Annotated in this window: 20 protein-coding genes; 12 read left to right on the top strand and 8 right to left on the bottom strand. The window is 61.9% G+C overall.

Features of this window, described 5'->3' with window-relative positions:
• Window positions 1-135: 135 nt before the first annotated feature.
• Window positions 136-1,173 carry a glutamine synthetase beta-grasp domain-containing protein gene (locus tag NL528_RS20540; protein WP_309184476.1) on the bottom strand — a complete coding sequence of 346 codons (1,038 nt, stop codon included), beginning with the start codon at window positions 1,171-1,173 and terminating at the stop codon, window positions 136-138.
• Between the two features lie 540 nt (window positions 1,174-1,713).
• Here NL528_RS20540 and NL528_RS20535 point away from each other — a divergent pair.
• A complete protein-coding gene (locus tag NL528_RS20535; RefSeq protein WP_309184475.1) occupies window positions 1,714-1,908 on the top strand; it encodes a DUF2735 domain-containing protein in 195 nt (64 codons plus the stop codon).
• Between the two features lie 93 nt (window positions 1,909-2,001).
• On the opposite strand, the gene NL528_RS20530 is transcribed toward NL528_RS20535, so the two are convergent.
• Complete coding sequence (locus tag NL528_RS20530) at window positions 2,002-2,310, bottom strand: MliC family protein (RefSeq protein ID WP_309184997.1); 309 nt, start codon at window positions 2,308-2,310, stop codon at window positions 2,002-2,004.
• A 99-nt stretch (window positions 2,311-2,409) separates the two neighbouring features.
• Between NL528_RS20530 and NL528_RS20525 the strand changes: the two genes are divergently transcribed.
• The gene (locus NL528_RS20525) at window positions 2,410-3,156 is read left to right on the top strand and encodes a tyrosine-protein phosphatase (RefSeq protein WP_309184474.1); all 747 of its coding nucleotides are present in this window, start codon (window positions 2,410-2,412) and stop codon (window positions 3,154-3,156) included.
• A 17-nt stretch (window positions 3,157-3,173) separates the two neighbouring features.
• Here the strand turns inward: NL528_RS20525 and NL528_RS20520 are convergent, their stop codons facing one another.
• Window positions 3,174-3,377 (bottom strand): hypothetical protein, encoded by a 204-nt coding sequence (locus NL528_RS20520; protein ID WP_074277330.1) that lies wholly within the window; start codon window positions 3,375-3,377, stop codon window positions 3,174-3,176.
• Between the two features lie 106 nt (window positions 3,378-3,483).
• On the bottom strand, window positions 3,484-4,182 hold the full coding sequence (locus NL528_RS20515) for an SGNH/GDSL hydrolase family protein (RefSeq protein ID WP_309184473.1): 699 nt from the start codon (window positions 4,180-4,182) through the stop codon (window positions 3,484-3,486).
• Window positions 4,183-4,306: 124 nt separating this feature from the next.
• Here NL528_RS20515 and fabG point away from each other — a divergent pair, with 124 nt between their 5' ends.
• From fabG to NL528_RS20500, 3 genes are all read left to right on the top strand, one after another.
• Window positions 4,307-4,987 (top strand): 3-oxoacyl-ACP reductase FabG, encoded by a 681-nt coding sequence (fabG, locus tag NL528_RS20510; protein WP_309184472.1) that lies wholly within the window; start codon window positions 4,307-4,309, stop codon window positions 4,985-4,987.
• A 61-nt stretch (window positions 4,988-5,048) separates the two neighbouring features.
• Window positions 5,049-5,249 (top strand): hypothetical protein, encoded by a 201-nt coding sequence (locus NL528_RS20505; protein ID WP_309184471.1) that lies wholly within the window; start codon window positions 5,049-5,051, stop codon window positions 5,247-5,249.
• Complete coding sequence (locus NL528_RS20500) at window positions 5,246-5,500, top strand: hypothetical protein (protein ID WP_309184470.1); 255 nt, start codon at window positions 5,246-5,248, stop codon at window positions 5,498-5,500. Before NL528_RS20505 ends, NL528_RS20500 begins: the two co-directional genes overlap by 4 nt.
• 37 nt (window positions 5,501-5,537) lie before the next feature.
• Here NL528_RS20500 and NL528_RS20495 read toward each other — a convergent pair whose 3' ends face one another.
• Window positions 5,538-5,882 carry a hypothetical protein gene (locus tag NL528_RS20495; RefSeq protein WP_309184469.1) on the bottom strand — a complete coding sequence of 115 codons (345 nt, stop codon included), beginning with the start codon at window positions 5,880-5,882 and terminating at the stop codon, window positions 5,538-5,540.
• A 134-nt stretch (window positions 5,883-6,016) separates the two neighbouring features.
• Between NL528_RS20495 and NL528_RS20490 the strand changes: the two genes are divergently transcribed.
• From NL528_RS20490 to NL528_RS20480, 3 genes are all read left to right on the top strand, one after another.
• Window positions 6,017-6,703 carry a DUF2161 family putative PD-(D/E)XK-type phosphodiesterase gene (locus tag NL528_RS20490; RefSeq protein WP_309184468.1) on the top strand — a complete coding sequence of 229 codons (687 nt, stop codon included), beginning with the start codon at window positions 6,017-6,019 and terminating at the stop codon, window positions 6,701-6,703.
• A 47-nt stretch (window positions 6,704-6,750) separates the two neighbouring features.
• A complete protein-coding gene (locus NL528_RS20485; protein WP_309184467.1) occupies window positions 6,751-7,050 on the top strand; it encodes a putative quinol monooxygenase in 300 nt (99 codons plus the stop codon).
• 86 nt (window positions 7,051-7,136) lie between these two features.
• Window positions 7,137-7,439 (top strand): hypothetical protein, encoded by a 303-nt coding sequence (locus NL528_RS20480; RefSeq protein ID WP_074277333.1) that lies wholly within the window; start codon window positions 7,137-7,139, stop codon window positions 7,437-7,439.
• Between the two features lie 182 nt (window positions 7,440-7,621).
• Here the strand turns inward: NL528_RS20480 and NL528_RS20475 are convergent, their stop codons facing one another.
• Window positions 7,622-8,242: a GNAT family N-acetyltransferase gene (locus NL528_RS20475; protein ID WP_309184466.1), complete on the bottom strand. Its 621-nt coding sequence runs from the start codon at window positions 8,240-8,242 to the stop codon at window positions 7,622-7,624.
• A gap of 218 nt (window positions 8,243-8,460) precedes the next feature.
• On the opposite strand from NL528_RS20475, the gene NL528_RS20470 reads away from it, so the two are divergent.
• The 3 genes from NL528_RS20470 (at window position 8,461) to NL528_RS20460 (ending at window position 11,700) form a co-directional block, all read left to right on the top strand.
• Window positions 8,461-9,414 (top strand): helix-turn-helix domain-containing protein, encoded by a 954-nt coding sequence (locus NL528_RS20470; RefSeq protein WP_309184465.1) that lies wholly within the window; start codon window positions 8,461-8,463, stop codon window positions 9,412-9,414.
• Window positions 9,415-9,595: 181 nt separating this feature from the next.
• Window positions 9,596-10,609: a carbon-nitrogen hydrolase family protein gene (locus NL528_RS20465; RefSeq protein ID WP_309184464.1), complete on the top strand. Its 1,014-nt coding sequence runs from the start codon at window positions 9,596-9,598 to the stop codon at window positions 10,607-10,609.
• Window positions 10,610-10,650: 41 nt separating this feature from the next.
• Window positions 10,651-11,700 (top strand): phenylacetaldoxime dehydratase family protein, encoded by a 1,050-nt coding sequence (locus NL528_RS20460; RefSeq protein ID WP_309184463.1) that lies wholly within the window; start codon window positions 10,651-10,653, stop codon window positions 11,698-11,700.
• A 20-nt stretch (window positions 11,701-11,720) separates the two neighbouring features.
• On the opposite strand, the gene NL528_RS20455 is transcribed toward NL528_RS20460, so the two are convergent.
• A complete protein-coding gene (locus tag NL528_RS20455; protein ID WP_309184462.1) occupies window positions 11,721-12,119 on the bottom strand; it encodes a PaaI family thioesterase in 399 nt (132 codons plus the stop codon).
• A gap of 124 nt (window positions 12,120-12,243) precedes the next feature.
• Here NL528_RS20455 and NL528_RS20450 point away from each other — a divergent pair, with 124 nt between their 5' ends.
• Window positions 12,244-13,026 (top strand): cobalamin-binding protein, encoded by a 783-nt coding sequence (locus NL528_RS20450; protein ID WP_309184996.1) that lies wholly within the window; start codon window positions 12,244-12,246, stop codon window positions 13,024-13,026.
• A 60-nt stretch (window positions 13,027-13,086) separates the two neighbouring features.
• On the opposite strand, the gene NL528_RS20445 is transcribed toward NL528_RS20450, so the two are convergent.
• A complete protein-coding gene (locus NL528_RS20445; protein WP_309184461.1) occupies window positions 13,087-13,962 on the bottom strand; it encodes a hypothetical protein in 876 nt (291 codons plus the stop codon).
• Between the last annotated feature and the right edge of the window lie 73 nt (window positions 13,963-14,035).

The following is a 14,035-nucleotide window of genomic DNA, read 5'->3' as shown; positions in this document are numbered from 1 at the left end:
TAACGCAGGGGAACGGCCTTGACGCCGCATCTTCGAAGCGCCGTCATCAAAACGCAATGATCCGTCAAGGCGGTTTTGCCTTGACGGATCAGGTTGCAGCCCGGGCGCCCCCACCCAAGCCCTGTGCCGAAATGTTTAGGCTGCGGCAGCCTTCGCGCCGGTCGGAACCGAAGCGATCGTCTTCAGGATCTGCGAAGCGATCTGGTAGGGGTCGCCTTGCGAGTTCGGGCGGCGGTCTTCCAGATAGCCCTTGTAGCCGTTGTTGGCGAAGGAATGCGGAACGCGGATCGAGGCGCCGCGGTCGGCAATGCCGTAGCTGAAGGTGTCGATCGACGCCGTCTCGTGCTTGCCGGTGAGGCGCATGTGGTTGTCCGGACCGTAGACCGCGATGTGATCAGCGCGGTTGGTCTTGAAGGCTTCCATCAGCTTCTCGAAATATTCCTTGCCGCCGACTTCACGCATATAGGTGGTGGAGAAGTTGGCGTGCATGCCGGAGCCGTTCCAATCGGTATCGCCGAGCGGCTTGCAGTGGAATTCGATATCGACGCCGTACTTCTCGGTCAGACGCAACATCAGGTAGCGGGCCATCCACATTTCGTCAGCGGCTTTCTTGGAGCCCTTGCCGAAGATCTGGAATTCCCACTGGCCCTTCGCCACTTCGGCATTGATGCCTTCATGGTTGATGCCGGCGGCGAGACAGAGATCGAGATGCTCTTCCACCATCTTGCGGGCAATATCGCCGACGTTCTTGTAGCCGACGCCGGTGTAGTACGGACCCTGCGGCGCGGGATAGCCAGAGGCGGGGAAGCCGAGCGGGCGGCCGTCCTTGTAGAAGAAATATTCCTGCTCATAGCCGAACCAGGCGCCTTCGTCGTCGAGGATGGTGGCGCGCTTGTTCGAGGGGTGCGGGGTCTTGCCGTCGGGCATCATGACTTCGCACATCACCAGCGCGCCGTTCGTGCGCGCGCCGTCCGGATAAACAGCGACCGGCTTCAGCACACAGTCGGAGCTATGTCCTTCGGCCTGCATGGTCGAACTTCCATCGAAGCCCCACAGCGGCAGCTGCTCCAGCGTCGGGAACGCATCGAATTCCTTGATCTGCGTCTTGCCGCGCAGGTTCGGTGTCGGCGTATATCCATCGAGCCAGATATACTCGAGCTTGTATTTCGTCATTGAGCCTCTCTGTTGATGATGCAAAAACGTGAGGTGCCGAAAGCCAATCGGTCGCCCCACGCGTACCCGGCCACCATCGGCCGATTCTTACCAAGCAATTAAAGTGCCAATCGCTGCACTGCGGCAGCCGCCGTTTCCTGGATGTCCAGCCTGCCGGAGCACTTTTTTGCTGCGACATAGAAGCGCGGTTGGCACGCGTGTCCAGCGGCCAAAATTCGCTCCGAGCGCCCCTCCCGAGCCCGATTCTCCGGCAGTTTCGCTCGCGACGCCGCCACGCGATTAAAGCCGCGGCAGGTCCCCGCAACAACCGTCAAGCAGGTCGCCCTTTGCCGGCAACCTTGTTGTCGGCTCAAGCGTTAGTCATCTGCCCATTGCCTCACACGAAGCAAAACCAGAGTTGCCTACGTTTTAGCCATCATATGGTTCTCTTTTGGTCATCTTGCATCCGCGGAGGGCACGGACGATATCGCGTTTAGTAACCACAAGAGAACGAGTCGGGCGCACCATCAGGGTTCGCGTTCCGTCGGAAGGAGAAATGGGATGGTGAATTCGAGTTTGAATCAAGGAACTGCCAAGATCTACCAATTCCCGGCCGGGGGCCGCGCGGCTCTCGGGGGACGTCGCTACGGCGAGACCACGGATGTTGCTTCGGCACAGGCCGGCGACTCCGCCTGCAGCGGCAGCTGGTACCACCAGGCAGCCATCGACGAATCCAAGCCTGGACGAGACCACTGATGCCGGCCATAAGTTCGGTAGCGACGCGCTCGAAGCTTCAGGCGCGGTTCGGAGAGTAAGAAAGGGTCGGAACGAAAACGTTTCGGCCCTTTTTCATGTCAGCTCGCACGCCGTTACCGGCCGTTTGGCGTGCTTGAGCGTGGTGATGCCGGCCTTGGTCATCTTCAGGGTCACGCCGCTTCCCGAATAGCGCAAACCGGAAAAAGCAAGACGTTTGCCAAGCGTCACCGCCCTGCCGTCGAGCTGCAGATGGGCGCGTGAATCATACTCGAAAAATCCGACGATGAATTGAGTCCCGTCCGCGCAGCGATAATTCCGAAAGGTCTGGGCGAACGCGGCCGAGGCGCCGATCGTGCCAAGAAAAAAAGCCGCCCCGAAAACGGCGATCTTGCGATTATTCATGTTCCTTCCCCCAACGGGCTCAGTATAGACCAGATGGCGGAAAGCCAATACGCCCTCCCCTTCATTTGTCCGCCGAACAGGATTGCCCAGGTCAGCCAGATGTCAGACAGCCCTGCCCGTCATCTCAATCTCGCCGGCGCCAGCAATTTCCGCGATCTCGGCGGCTATCCCGCAAGAAACGACCGCCGGATCCGCTGGCGACAGATCTTCCGCTCCAACCATCTTGGCCATCTCACCGACGGCGACATCGAGGTGGTGCGCGGCCTCGGGGTACGAAGCGCGTTCGATTTTCGCGGCCGCGTGGAACGCGCGGAGGCCCTGTGCGGCATGGCCGAGATCACGGTGCATTCGCTGCCGGTCGAGCCCACGGTGGTCGCAGCCCTGCGCGCCATCGCCGCCACCGGCACGCCGCTGTCGACCGTTCACGCGACCGAGGTGATGCGCGATTCCTATCGCAGCTATGTGCAGCAAAACACGCCGCGCTTTCGGACGCTGTTCGCGCATCTGCTTGAGGACAGCGCGCCGCTGGTGATTCACTGCACCGCCGGCAAGGACCGCACCGGATTCGCCTGCGCGCTGATCCTGTATACGCTCGGCGTTCCGGACCAGGTGATTTCGGAGGATTATCTCCTGACCAATCGCTTCTACCGGCGGGATCCCACCGCCAGCAGTGACCTGCCCGACGACGTCAAGCAGGTGCTCGGCTCGGTACAGACATCGTTTCTGGCCGCCGCGTTCGAAGCCATCGATGCCGACTATGGCGATCTCGAAGACTATCTCCGCGATGGCCTCGGGCTTGGCGCGGCCGAGCGCGCCGAATTCGAGGCGCGCTACCTCGAAGCCTGATTTGGGAGAGCTTCTCTTTAAGCCGCCGCTTCGGCTTCCATCTCGGCGTCGAGGTCGGCAATGACGTCCTCGAATGCCGAAATCGCCTGCTGGACCGCGGCGATCTGGATCAATTCCCAGCCGTTCACCGGCCCGTTGCGATTTTGCAATGCGACGACCAGGTCCCGCCGCTGCTCCTTAAGCTGAACAAGCGGTAAACCGTGGTCGGGTAGATATCTCATGGCGCAGCCCCCCTGCATGGGATGAACTCCGCTTATAGGCCAAGGACCGCTGCGATCGACTTACAGAACTCCGCTAAATTTTAGCGATCGGGCCCAATCCTTAGTCTTACGTAACGCCCTCCGCCTTCACGGCCAGTTCGATCGAACTGGTCAGGGCCTGCGTAATACAATTGGTCGCCCAATCGCTGGTATGAAGTTGTGTGTCAGCGCCATCGTCCAGTTCCTCGATCGGGATTTTATCGTCGACCCATCGCTGCATCAGGGCGAAACGACGAAAAAGATTGACGCCCTTGTCCCGGGCGACGTCCGATATCATCGACGTAATCTTGTTCGACAGATCAAGCTTGCCCGGTGGCTGCACGACCGCCCGGGTGTATTGCGAATCCATCAGCACCACATCGATCGGCCGGCCCGCGAGCAAATCCAGCCCGACGGTGATCGCCGCCTTCACCTCGTCTGGGTTATAATCCTGGCTTCGGTAGACCGCGTTGGTGCCTACCTGCCAGATGACAAGTGCCGGATCTTCGCCGATGACGTCAGACTCAAAGCGCGACAATTCCTCCGGCGCCTCCTGTCCCCCGATCCCTCGGTTGAGAACGTCGATCATCCGGCCGTAGAAGCCCTGCCGCAGAAACGTTTCCAGCCGGGGAGGATAAGGCAAGACGCCATCGGCGCCGGCCGTCGATGACGATCCGACCGCCACGACCTTGACTTTCCGTTGGTGTTTGAGTGCCTTCGCAAAATTCGGAAGCGGCTTGAAATTGAAGAGATCGAGATGCTGGTCGCACGGTCGCGCATCGGGCATGTGAACATCCTCAGCGGGAATGACGTATTGTACACCCGTATTTGGAGGCAAAGTCCCGCAGCATTGCAAATGAAATTCCCCTGACTGTAGTGTGCGCTCCCTGTGTTCGGCCGGGAGACCCATCATGAACGGAAAAGTCGTTGTCATTACCGGCGCTTCGGGCGCACTCGGCAAGGTGGTCGCCGAACAGGCGCTGGCGCGCGGCGCCCGGGTGGCCGGTATCGACTATGCGCCGGCGCAATTGCCGGCGACACCGACCCGGCTCGAACTCGGCAGCATCGATTTGACCGACGCGGCTGCGGCCAAAACGGCGATCGACGCCGTCGCGTCGCATTTCGGCAAGATCGACGCGCTGATCAATATCGCCGGCGGATTTGCGTACGAGACGGTCGCCGATGGCGATCCGAAGACGTGGGCGCGGATGTATGCGCTCAACGTGACGACGGCGCTGAACGCCTCGCGCGCGGCGATTGCGCATCTCACCGCCTCCAGCGCGGGCCGGATCATCAATGTCGGCGCGATGGGCGCGCTGCAGGCGGGCTCGGGCATGGGCGCCTACGCCGCCTCCAAGGCCGGCGTGCATCGTCTGACCGAGGCGCTTGCCGCCGAACACAAGGGCAAGATCACCGTCAACGCGGTGCTGCCGTCAACCATCGACACCGCCGCCAACCGCGCCAGCATGCCGAACGCCGATTTCGCCAAATGGGTGACGCCGAAAGAACTCGCCGATGTGATCCTGTTCCTTGCCAGCGACGCGGCCTCCGCCGTCACCGGCGTGCTGCTGCCGGTGAGCGGGCGGGTTTGAGGTAGCCAACGGCGCAGTTCCGCGGCTTCCCGCTGAACTCCTCGGGTGTTATATTGCTGGAATGACAACAGCCGAAGATATCGAAAAAGCCATCGAAACATTGCCTCCTCGGGAACTGGCGCGTTTTCGCGCCTGGTTCGAAACGTTCGACGCGGATCGCTTCGACGCAGCCATCGAACGGGGTGCCAACGCCGGCAAGCTTGACGCATTCGCGGAAGAAGCCCTTGCGGCATATCGTGCCGGGCAATCCCGCGAGTTGTGAAACACTCCGCCTCGCCAAAGTTCTGGGCGGCTTACGACGGATTGCCGCCCTCAATTGGAAACCTGGCTGACGCCAGCTTTGCTTTGCTCAAGCACGACCCACGCCACCCATCCCTTCAATTCAAAAAGGTCGGGCGATATTGGTCAGTCCGTGTCGGCCTGCGCTATCGAGCCTTGGCCGTTGAAGCTGACGATGCGCATCTCTGGTTCTGGATCGGTTCTCACGCGGATTACGATCGGCTGATCGGTTAGGAGTTCAGCGTCTTCCTCGACTTCGACTTGAGACCCATCAAACCGGGATCAACAGCCGCAGCTTCGATTTGAATCGAATGCTCTGCTTGCCGGCCAGCGCGATACCGTCGCTTTCGGCTCCTTCGTCGGTATGGGTTCCGATATATCCGATGGTCACCACCTTGCGTTCCCAGATCGGCCGCTCGCCGAAGGTCGGCGAGTGCCCCTGGTTGGTGACTTCGCCCTTCCATTTGCCGTCCGCGCAGGTGTAGGTGCCGTAGGCGTAAAAGAAGGAGTCGCCGCCGCGCAACGCAGCGTCGCGCACCACCATGACGCCCTGATCGCCACCCTGGACGCCGTCAAGCATCTCCACGGTGATATGGTAGAGGCCGTTCCTGATCATCCCGTGCGCGCCCGTCTTGTCCCGCGTACAGGATAGCCGTTCTGGCGCAGCAGGATCAAATCCCGCTGCACGCGCCCGCGGCAATCCGGGCTAGACTTGAGGCGACTGAGTCGCCCTACGCCACCGGAGCTATCTTGGAAACCGCGCTTTATCTGCCTGTCAAACGCTTCCTCGAAAAGCTCGGCTTCACGGTCAAGGGCGAAGTCGGCGGCTGCGATCTGGTGGCGCTGAGCGACGACGATCCGCCGGTCGTGGTGATCGGGGAATTGAAACTCACCTTCAATCTCGAACTGATCCTGCAGGCGGTCGATCGTGCCGGCGCCTGCGACGAGGTTTGGCTGGCCGCCAAACTGTCCCTGCGCGGCAAGGGCCGCGAAAGCGATGCGCGTTATCGCAATCTCTGCCGCCGGCTCGGCTTCGGCATGCTCGCCGTCACCAATACCGGCGACGTCGAGGTGATCGTCACGCCACCCACCACCGCCCCGCGCCGCGACAACAAAAAGCGCTCGCGGCTGGTGTCGGAGCACCGGCGGCGCAAGGGCGATCCGGCGATGGGCGGCAGCACGCGCGCGCCGATCATGACGGCCTATCGCCAGCAGGCGCTGGCCTGCGCCTCGGCGCTGTCGGCGGGACCACGGCGCGTGAAAGACCTGCGGGCCGAGATTCCCGATGCCGGAAAAATTCTAATGCATAATGTCTATGGCTGGTTCGATCGCGCCGAGCGCGGCATCTACGTCTTGACCGATGCCGGACACGCCGCACTGAAACGCTGGCCGCAGCAACGGATCGACTTTGCGGCGGCCGGCGACGCCGCGCCATAGCGACAAGCGCCATAGCGAACAAGGACGACGGAGAAACGGGGGATCAAATGATCGTGGTGACCGGGAGCGTGACGGCGCGACAGGATTCCTTCGATGAAGTTCTCCGATTAAGCCTCGAGCACGTCCATCGTTCGCGCGGCGAGCCCGGCTGCGTCTCGCATGCCGTGCATGTCGACTGCGAAAATCCGCTGCGGCTGGTGTTTTTCGAGCGATGGACCGATCGCGCAGCCCTGTTGGCGCATTTCGCGGTCCCCGCCTCGCGCGATTTCGTCCGTTCGCTGCAATCGCTGGCCGCGGCCGATACCACCATCGAGCTGTACGATGCGACCAGGCTCGAAAAACTCTAACGCATGGCTGTATTGCCACGCCAATTTCATATTGCAATGCAACATAAGGGCACCTAGGTATCTCACGATCAGATGCGAGGCCCCCGATGAGCGAAGACTGGAACACCAAATACGGCACCCGGCGCGTGCGGCGCGATCCGCCGACGCTGGAGGAAGCCATCTTCGCCGCCGTCGGCATTACCGAAGATCCGCAGCAGCAGGCGGAAATCGCCGCAGCGCTGATGGGACTGCCGTATGAGGAAGTGCTGGCCGAAGTGAAGAAGACTGGACGCGCCGTGGCGCGAACCGTCACCCGCGTGATCACGGGCGAGCAAGGCGCGCAGCGCTCTGTGGTGGTCGAGCGCCGCGTGGTCAGGCGATTCGGCAACGACAAGCGCACCGGCACCTGACGCGCGGACAAACTCGCGCCATCCACAGCATTTTCCAGCGAAAGCCTGCCCCGGACCCGATCCGGGGTGGACGCCGGTTCGCGTCAACAAAACCGACAAAGCGAAAATACCAGAGCCCGGCTCTGATTTAATCAGAACCGGGCTCCAGGATTAGCGAATGGCCGCCTGGACTCGCTTAAGCGTCAGGCCGCCTTATCCCACCCGTATATCTGCAACAGCATCTTCCAGTACGCGCGATTGAAATTCGCGATCGCGCGGCTGGCGTCGAGCGAGGTTGCAAAGGCGGCCGGCGCAGGCACCGGCTGCTTCTGCTGGGTCAGGTCGATATTCCCGGTGGATTCACCGAAGCGGAAGCTGAGATGCGCGCCGAACTTGTTGGCAAGCGCCCGCATCGCCTCGTTCTGCGCACCGGTGGTGATGCGCAGGCTGCGATAGCCCTTGGCGCGGGCCTCCGCGATCAGCTTCCTGAACAGGATGCTGCCGACACCCTTGCGCCGCACCGACGCTTCCACGCTGAAAGCGATCTCCGGTAATGAATCCGGCGATTGTTCGGGCGGATGCAGCTCCGCCGCGCCCCGAACCACGCCATCCTCGATATAGGCCATGATGATGGTGCCATCATTGGCGCACTTCTCGGCGTAGCCCTCGATGAAGCTGTCATCCATGAAGCCATGGAAGCGATCGTGGCGGCTTGTCCGGTCAAGCCGCAACAGATGATCGCGCAACAGGGGCAGTTCTTCCTGCTGGCTTAGTGTCCGAACGATGCCCTTGGCGGGCACTGGGCGGGTAATTTCATAGCTCATTTCATAAACTCCTCGTGGAAGCCCTCGAGGAGGCGTCGAATCCCTAGATGATCTATATTGTGCATCGCAACATGATACGCAAGTCCCTAGAATGCCTCATAAAACGTCAAATTTTGTTAACCGATTGTTAACCTGCCGCGCCGCTCGGCAGGCTATTTGCAGGCACTGGATTTGAGCCGGACTTTGGCCCAAACTCGCCCGGTTCCTGGAGGTCCATCGTGGCTGTCGTGCTCAACACGAGTTCTTCAGTTCCGGATCGGCGGCTTGCGGTTTGGCAGGACATCGTCTGCGACACCTTTGTCGGGCTCGATTGCCGTTCCGACATGCACGAGGCGTTTTGGGGCGCGGTTTCGCAATCGGCGGTCGGCCCTGCGGCGCTTACGCGCGTCGATTCCTGCGCCCAGCGGGTGTTCCGCACGCCATCACGGATCGCGCGCGCCAGCGAGGATTACGTGCTGGTCGCCTTGGGCAACAGCGGCGTCAACGGCGTGTATCAGGACGGACGCGAAGCGGTCGTGTCCGCGGGGCAGTTCGTCATTTACGACACCACCCGCCCCTACGAGCTGCGCTTTGACGACAGCTTTTCGCAGACCATCCTTCAGATGCCGCGCAAACTGCTGCAACAGCGCATCGGCGCGTTCGACGCGCTGACCGCAACCACGTTCTGCGGCGATCGTCCCCTCGAAGGTCTGGCCTATGAGTTCCTGGTCAGCATGAGCAAGGTCATCGATCATGTCGATCCCGCCACCGCTACCCGTCTCCTGGATCAGGGGTTGGATCTGATCGCGATGGCGTTCGCCGAACGGATGCATCAGCGTTCGCCCGACCAGTCGTTTCACCGCTCCGCGCTGCTCTATCGGCTCAAGAACTATATCCTGACGCATCTCAGCGACCCCGAACTGTCGATGTCGCAGGTAGCCGCGGCCATCGGCATCTCACCGCGCTATGCCAGCGATTTGATGGCCGACGAGCAGACCTCGTTCCGCAGCTACGTCCAGACGCAACGCCTGGAACGATGCAAACGCGATCTGTCGGATCCCGCCCACGCCGCACGGCACGTCGGTGACATCGCATTCGCGTGGGGCTTTAACGACCTCGCCCATTTCAGCCGGATCTTCAAGCAGAGGTTCGGTGCCTCGCCGCGCGAATGGCGCGAGCAGCTTCCGCATTAGTCTCCGCCACTTCTCATCGGCTTCCCCCGTCACTGCACCTTGCGCTCAGCGGTCGCCTTGGGCCGCCGATCCGCCAGTTAAGACAAGTTTTCGTGCCGCCGCGGACAAGCGCCGCGGCCGGGCGCGGCTGTAGGCTCTTGCGCAACGATTGTCTGTCTCACGAACCGGAAGGACGATGTTCATGGGTCTCGTTCATCAGAAATACAAGGTAGCGGTGGTTCAGGCGGCGCCGGTTTGGCTCGATCTCGATGCAACCGTGGACAAGACGATCGCATTGATCGAACAGGCCGCCGCACAAGGCGCGAAGCTGATCGCATTTCCCGAAACCTTCATTCCCGGGTATCCGTGGCAGATCTGGCTTGGCGCTCCGGCCTGGGCGATCGGCCGCGGTTTTGTGCAGCGCTATTTCGACAACTCGCTGTCCTATGACAGCCCGCAGGCCGACAAGATCCGCAAGGCCGTGAAGCGCGCCAAGCTGACCGCGGTGATCGGCCTGTCCGAGCGCGACGGCGGCAGCCTCTACATCGCGCAATGGCTGATAGGGCCGGACGGTGAGCCGATCGCGAAACGTCGCAAGCTCCGCCCCACCCATGCCGAACGCACCGTGTTCGGCGAAGGCGACGGCAGCGATCTTGCCGTCCATGACCGCGCCGACGTCGGACGGCTCGGCGCCCTGTGCTGCTGGGAGCATCTGCAGCCGCTGTCGAAATACGCGATGTACGCCCAGAACGAGCAGGTACACGTCGGCGCCTGGCCGAGTTTTTCGCTGTACGACCCGTTCGCGCATGCGCTTGGCTATGAGGTCAACAACGCCGCGAGCAAGGTCTACGCGGTGGAAGGTTCCTGCTTCTTTCTGGGGCCCTGCGCGGTGGTCTCGCAGGCCATGATCGACGAGCTCTGCGATAGCCCCGAAAAACACGCATTCCTGCACGCCGGCGGCGGCCACGCCGTGATCTACGGGCCGGACGGCAGTTCGCTTGCCGAGAAACTTCCACCCGATCAGGAAGGCATTTTGTATGCCGACATCGATCTCGGCATGATCGGCGTGGCGAAAAACGCCGCCGATCCCGCCGGACACTATTCCAGGCCCGACGTCACCCGGCTGTTGCTCAACACCTCCCGCGCCAACCGCGTCGAGCATTTCACCTTGCCCGTCGACGCCGAGGTCATGAGCGAAATCAGGCTGCAGGCCTGACGGTCTTCAGAAGAGCCCGCCAACCTCACGAGGAGCCCGCCATGGAATCCGCGATCCCAGAGCATCTCCGCAGCGCCCGCACCCGTCACCGTCGCGTTCCCGACGATTATGCGCCGCCTTACCCGTCCTTTGTGGCGCGCCACAAACCGAGCGTGGCGCAGGTGGTGATGGCCTATTTCGGCGTCCAGACCCGCGGCACGCCGTCGAAAGCCGCCGAGCAGGCGCTGGCATGGATCGTTTCCCGCTTCGAGCAGAATGGCGGCCCGACCCATTGGGACCGGGCGCGATATGTCGACGAAGCCGGTTTCACCAACGTCGTGACCGTGGCCTATTGGGACGATCGCGCCAAATTCGACGGCTGGTTTCCGGCAGCACGCGACGGCTGGACCGGCGAGGCGCGAACCGCTGACGGCTTAGGCACGTTCATCGAGGTGCTCTATCCATCCGTGGAAGGCTACGAAACCCTGTTCTCGTCGTTGGGTAGACCCGAGGGCGTCGCGCTGCTCGCCGACGGCATGAGCGGCGAGGTTCAGGAACATGCCTATTGGGGCGGCATGCGCGATCGCATTCCCAAGTCGCAAACCAGCGAGATGGCGCCGTCAGGCGCGGCGCATGCCGTCCGCGACGGCTCGCGTATTCGGGTGATCCCCCATGATAATCTCTGCCTGATCCGCTCCGGTCAGGATTGGGGCGACACCGAAGCCTCCGAACGCAAGATGTATCTCGACGACGTCGAGCCGGTGTTGCGGGAAGGCATGGATTTTCTGCGCGACGATGGCCGCTCGATCGGCTGTTATGCCAACCGCTACATGACGGTCGTTGCGCCCGACGGCGGGCCTCTCGAAAAGTCCTATGGCATGAGCTGGTGGAAGAGCCTCGCGGCACTGGAGCGATGGGCCGAATCGCATCCGACCCATGTCCGGATCTTTGGCGCCGCCATGAAATATCTGTCGACGCTGGGTCCATCGGCAAAGCTGCGGCTCTATCACGAGGTGACAGTCGCCCGGGCCGATGAGGCGTTCTTCGAATACGCCGGCTGTCACCCGCAAACCGGAATGTTGAACGCCGTGCAGACGGTGGATGCCGCATAGGTCGCGCACCGTCCGCGCTCCTACAACACCATCTGCGTCTGCGTCACGATCGCGACCAGCTTGCCGTCTTCGGTCTCCAGCCGCGTCTGCCAGACTTGCGTCCGCCGTCCGCGATGCACCGGCGTAGCGGTTGCGACCACGGTGGTTCCCTCCTTGGCGCCGCCGATGAAATTGGTCTTGCTTTCGATCGTGGTGGTGCCCTTGGCATCGTCGGGCAGATTGATGACCGTCGCGGCAGCCCCCACCGAATCCGCGAACGCCATGAGCGCGCCGCCGTGAATGGTGTGGTTGAGGGTGCAGAGATCGGGGCGCACCGGCATCCTGGCGACCACGCGATCCCTGTCCGCCTCGGTGAAGGTCACGCCTTTCAATTCCGCAAAAGGCATCTTCATCGACTGGATTTTCTCAAGCGGCGTCATGCATCCTCCCGTTTTTCTTTCGAGCAATTTCTTAGGAGAATGGCTGGCCCAGGTAAATCGGGCAATGACCCCTGAGGTAATGGCCACGGTGACAAGGCGCCGGGAATTCTGCATACCGTTGGCGATGCGCCACTTCCCTCCCCGCCGGATTGTCTGCCTCACCGAGGAAACGGTGGAGACGCTGTATCTGCTCGGCGAGCAGGACCGCATCGTCGGCGTCTCCGGCTATGCGGTGCGGCCGCCAAAAGTTCGGCGCGAGAAGCCGCGGATATCGGCCTTCATCTCGGCCGACATTCCAAAAATCCTGGCACTCGAGCCGGACCTCGTGCTCGCCTTCTCCGACCTTCAGGCCGGCATCGTTGCCGACCTCGTCCGTGCCGGCGTCGCCATCCATGTCTTCAACCAGCGCGACGTCGCAGGGGTCCTGGCGATGATCCGCACGCTCGGCGCGCTGGTCGGCGCGGCCGGGCGCGCCGACCAGCTTGCCGGCAGCTATGAGGCGCGCCTCGCCGACATCGCATCGACGGCCCGGCCTTCGCCAAAACCAAAAGTCTATTTCGAGGAATGGGACGATCCCCTGATCAGCGGCATCGGCTGGGTTTCCGAGCTGATCGAGATCGCCGGCGGCGAGGACGTGTTGCCGAAATTGCGGTTTCAGCAGGCCGCCAAGGACCGGATCATTTCGCCCGATGTGGTACGCGACACCGCGCCCGACGTGATCCTGGCGTCGTGGTGCGGCAAGAAGGTCGTGCCCAACCGGATCCGGCAGCGGCCGGGCTGGAGCGAAATTCCGGCGGTGCGCAACAACCGCATCGTCGAGATCAAGTCGCCGCTGATCCTGCAGCCGGGACCTGCGGCGCTCACGGACGGGCTGGATGCGATCGTCGCGGCGTTGTGGCCACAGTGACGTCGCCGCGACCGATGATCCTCCTCTATCACCCGAACCAGGGTTCGCTGCGATTTCCTGCTACTCCGCAGCAAACGAGATGGTGGATTGATCGTATTCTCCCGATCCCATTCGCCCTTCCGCAAAAATCTTGTGCTCTGCGATCCAGTCGAACGATTGCTCGAATACTTCCTTCGAATAGATCTCGAACACGATCCGCTCACCCGGACCCCACCGACGCGTATCCATGACGGCATGGAAACGATCGGGGAATTCGTTCTTGTAGTAGTGCGTGTAGGCTTCCGGCCGGAGATCGATGTCGCGCTGCGCGCTGCGCAAGGCGCGGAAGTATCGCCTGACGTCTTCCGGATCCACCGCGCCCTTGATCATGGCGGCGATCATGAAGGTGGTATCGATCACCTTGCGGAAGCCCAATTGCTCGGCCAGATAATACGGCCCGTTGAAAAGCGCCGCCGCCGGGCTCTTGCCCTCGATCAGAAGCTCCATGCGGTGAAACAGCATACCGTCTTCGAATGTCAAGTTGATCTCGCCCGGAGCCATGTACTGCTCCAGCGCCTGTATCGTCGAGTAATGGCTTCCCGACTGAAATCCGACGGAGATAGGTAAGCCCGCTAGATCGCTTGGGGTGCGCACCGGGGAATCCGCAGGCACGAAGATTCCGGAGGGCGCGACTGAATAGACGTCGGCATAGAGCTTGGCGTGACCATTGGAGGCGGCCACGTTCACCGTCCAATGGCAGGCACAGCTTACATTGGCTTCGCGCCCCTTTTCGATGCTCTGGAAGGCGCCCTGATTGGCCTTGTTGTGATGCTGCCCCTCGGTGGAGCGGATCAATTCGCGAAATTCATAGTCGAGGCCTTCGGCGCGGAAATAGCCCTTCTCCTCGGCGACCCATTCCTGCAGGCGAAAATGCGGCTCGATGATGAATTTGCTCACGGCGGATCTCCCTTAAAGCGCACCCTTGAAGGTTTCCATTTGACAGCAGCGTACCCGATGCGCGTCAATGGCG

The organism is Bradyrhizobium sp. Ash2021 (genome assembly GCF_031202265.1).
Lineage (GTDB): Bacteria > Pseudomonadota > Alphaproteobacteria > Rhizobiales > Xanthobacteraceae > Bradyrhizobium.
The sequence above is the reverse complement of the archived record's forward strand: the minus strand, read 5'-3'. Positions and strand labels throughout refer to the sequence as shown.

Excerpts from the sequence above, each read along its gene's own strand:
- NL528_RS20540 (WP_309184476.1), bottom strand. The coding sequence starts at position 1,173 with ATGACGAAATACAAGCTCGAGTATATCTGGCTCGATGGATATACGCCG.
- NL528_RS20535 (WP_309184475.1), top strand. The coding sequence starts at position 1,714 with ATGGTGAATTCGAGTTTGAATCAAGGAACTGCCAAGATCTACCAATTC.
- NL528_RS20530 (WP_309184997.1), bottom strand. The coding sequence starts at position 2,310 with ATGAATAATCGCAAGATCGCCGTTTTCGGGGCGGCTTTTTTTCTTGGC.
- NL528_RS20525 (WP_309184474.1), top strand. The coding sequence starts at position 2,410 with ATGTCAGACAGCCCTGCCCGTCATCTCAATCTCGCCGGCGCCAGCAAT.
- NL528_RS20520 (WP_074277330.1), bottom strand. The coding sequence starts at position 3,377 with ATGAGATATCTACCCGACCACGGTTTACCGCTTGTTCAGCTTAAGGAG.
- NL528_RS20515 (WP_309184473.1), bottom strand. The coding sequence starts at position 4,182 with ATGCCCGATGCGCGACCGTGCGACCAGCATCTCGATCTCTTCAATTTC.
- fabG (WP_309184472.1), top strand. The coding sequence starts at position 4,307 with ATGAACGGAAAAGTCGTTGTCATTACCGGCGCTTCGGGCGCACTCGGC.
- NL528_RS20505 (WP_309184471.1), top strand. The coding sequence starts at position 5,049 with ATGACAACAGCCGAAGATATCGAAAAAGCCATCGAAACATTGCCTCCT.
- NL528_RS20495 (WP_309184469.1), bottom strand. The coding sequence starts at position 5,882 with ATGATCAGGAACGGCCTCTACCATATCACCGTGGAGATGCTTGACGGC.
- NL528_RS20485 (WP_309184467.1), top strand. The coding sequence starts at position 6,751 with ATGATCGTGGTGACCGGGAGCGTGACGGCGCGACAGGATTCCTTCGAT.
- NL528_RS20480 (WP_074277333.1), top strand. The coding sequence starts at position 7,137 with ATGAGCGAAGACTGGAACACCAAATACGGCACCCGGCGCGTGCGGCGC.
- NL528_RS20475 (WP_309184466.1), bottom strand. The coding sequence starts at position 8,242 with ATGAGCTATGAAATTACCCGCCCAGTGCCCGCCAAGGGCATCGTTCGG.
- NL528_RS20465 (WP_309184464.1), top strand. The coding sequence starts at position 9,596 with ATGGGTCTCGTTCATCAGAAATACAAGGTAGCGGTGGTTCAGGCGGCG.
- NL528_RS20460 (WP_309184463.1), top strand. The coding sequence starts at position 10,651 with ATGGAATCCGCGATCCCAGAGCATCTCCGCAGCGCCCGCACCCGTCAC.
- NL528_RS20455 (WP_309184462.1), bottom strand. The coding sequence starts at position 12,119 with ATGACGCCGCTTGAGAAAATCCAGTCGATGAAGATGCCTTTTGCGGAA.
- NL528_RS20450 (WP_309184996.1), top strand. The coding sequence starts at position 12,244 with ATGCGCCACTTCCCTCCCCGCCGGATTGTCTGCCTCACCGAGGAAACG.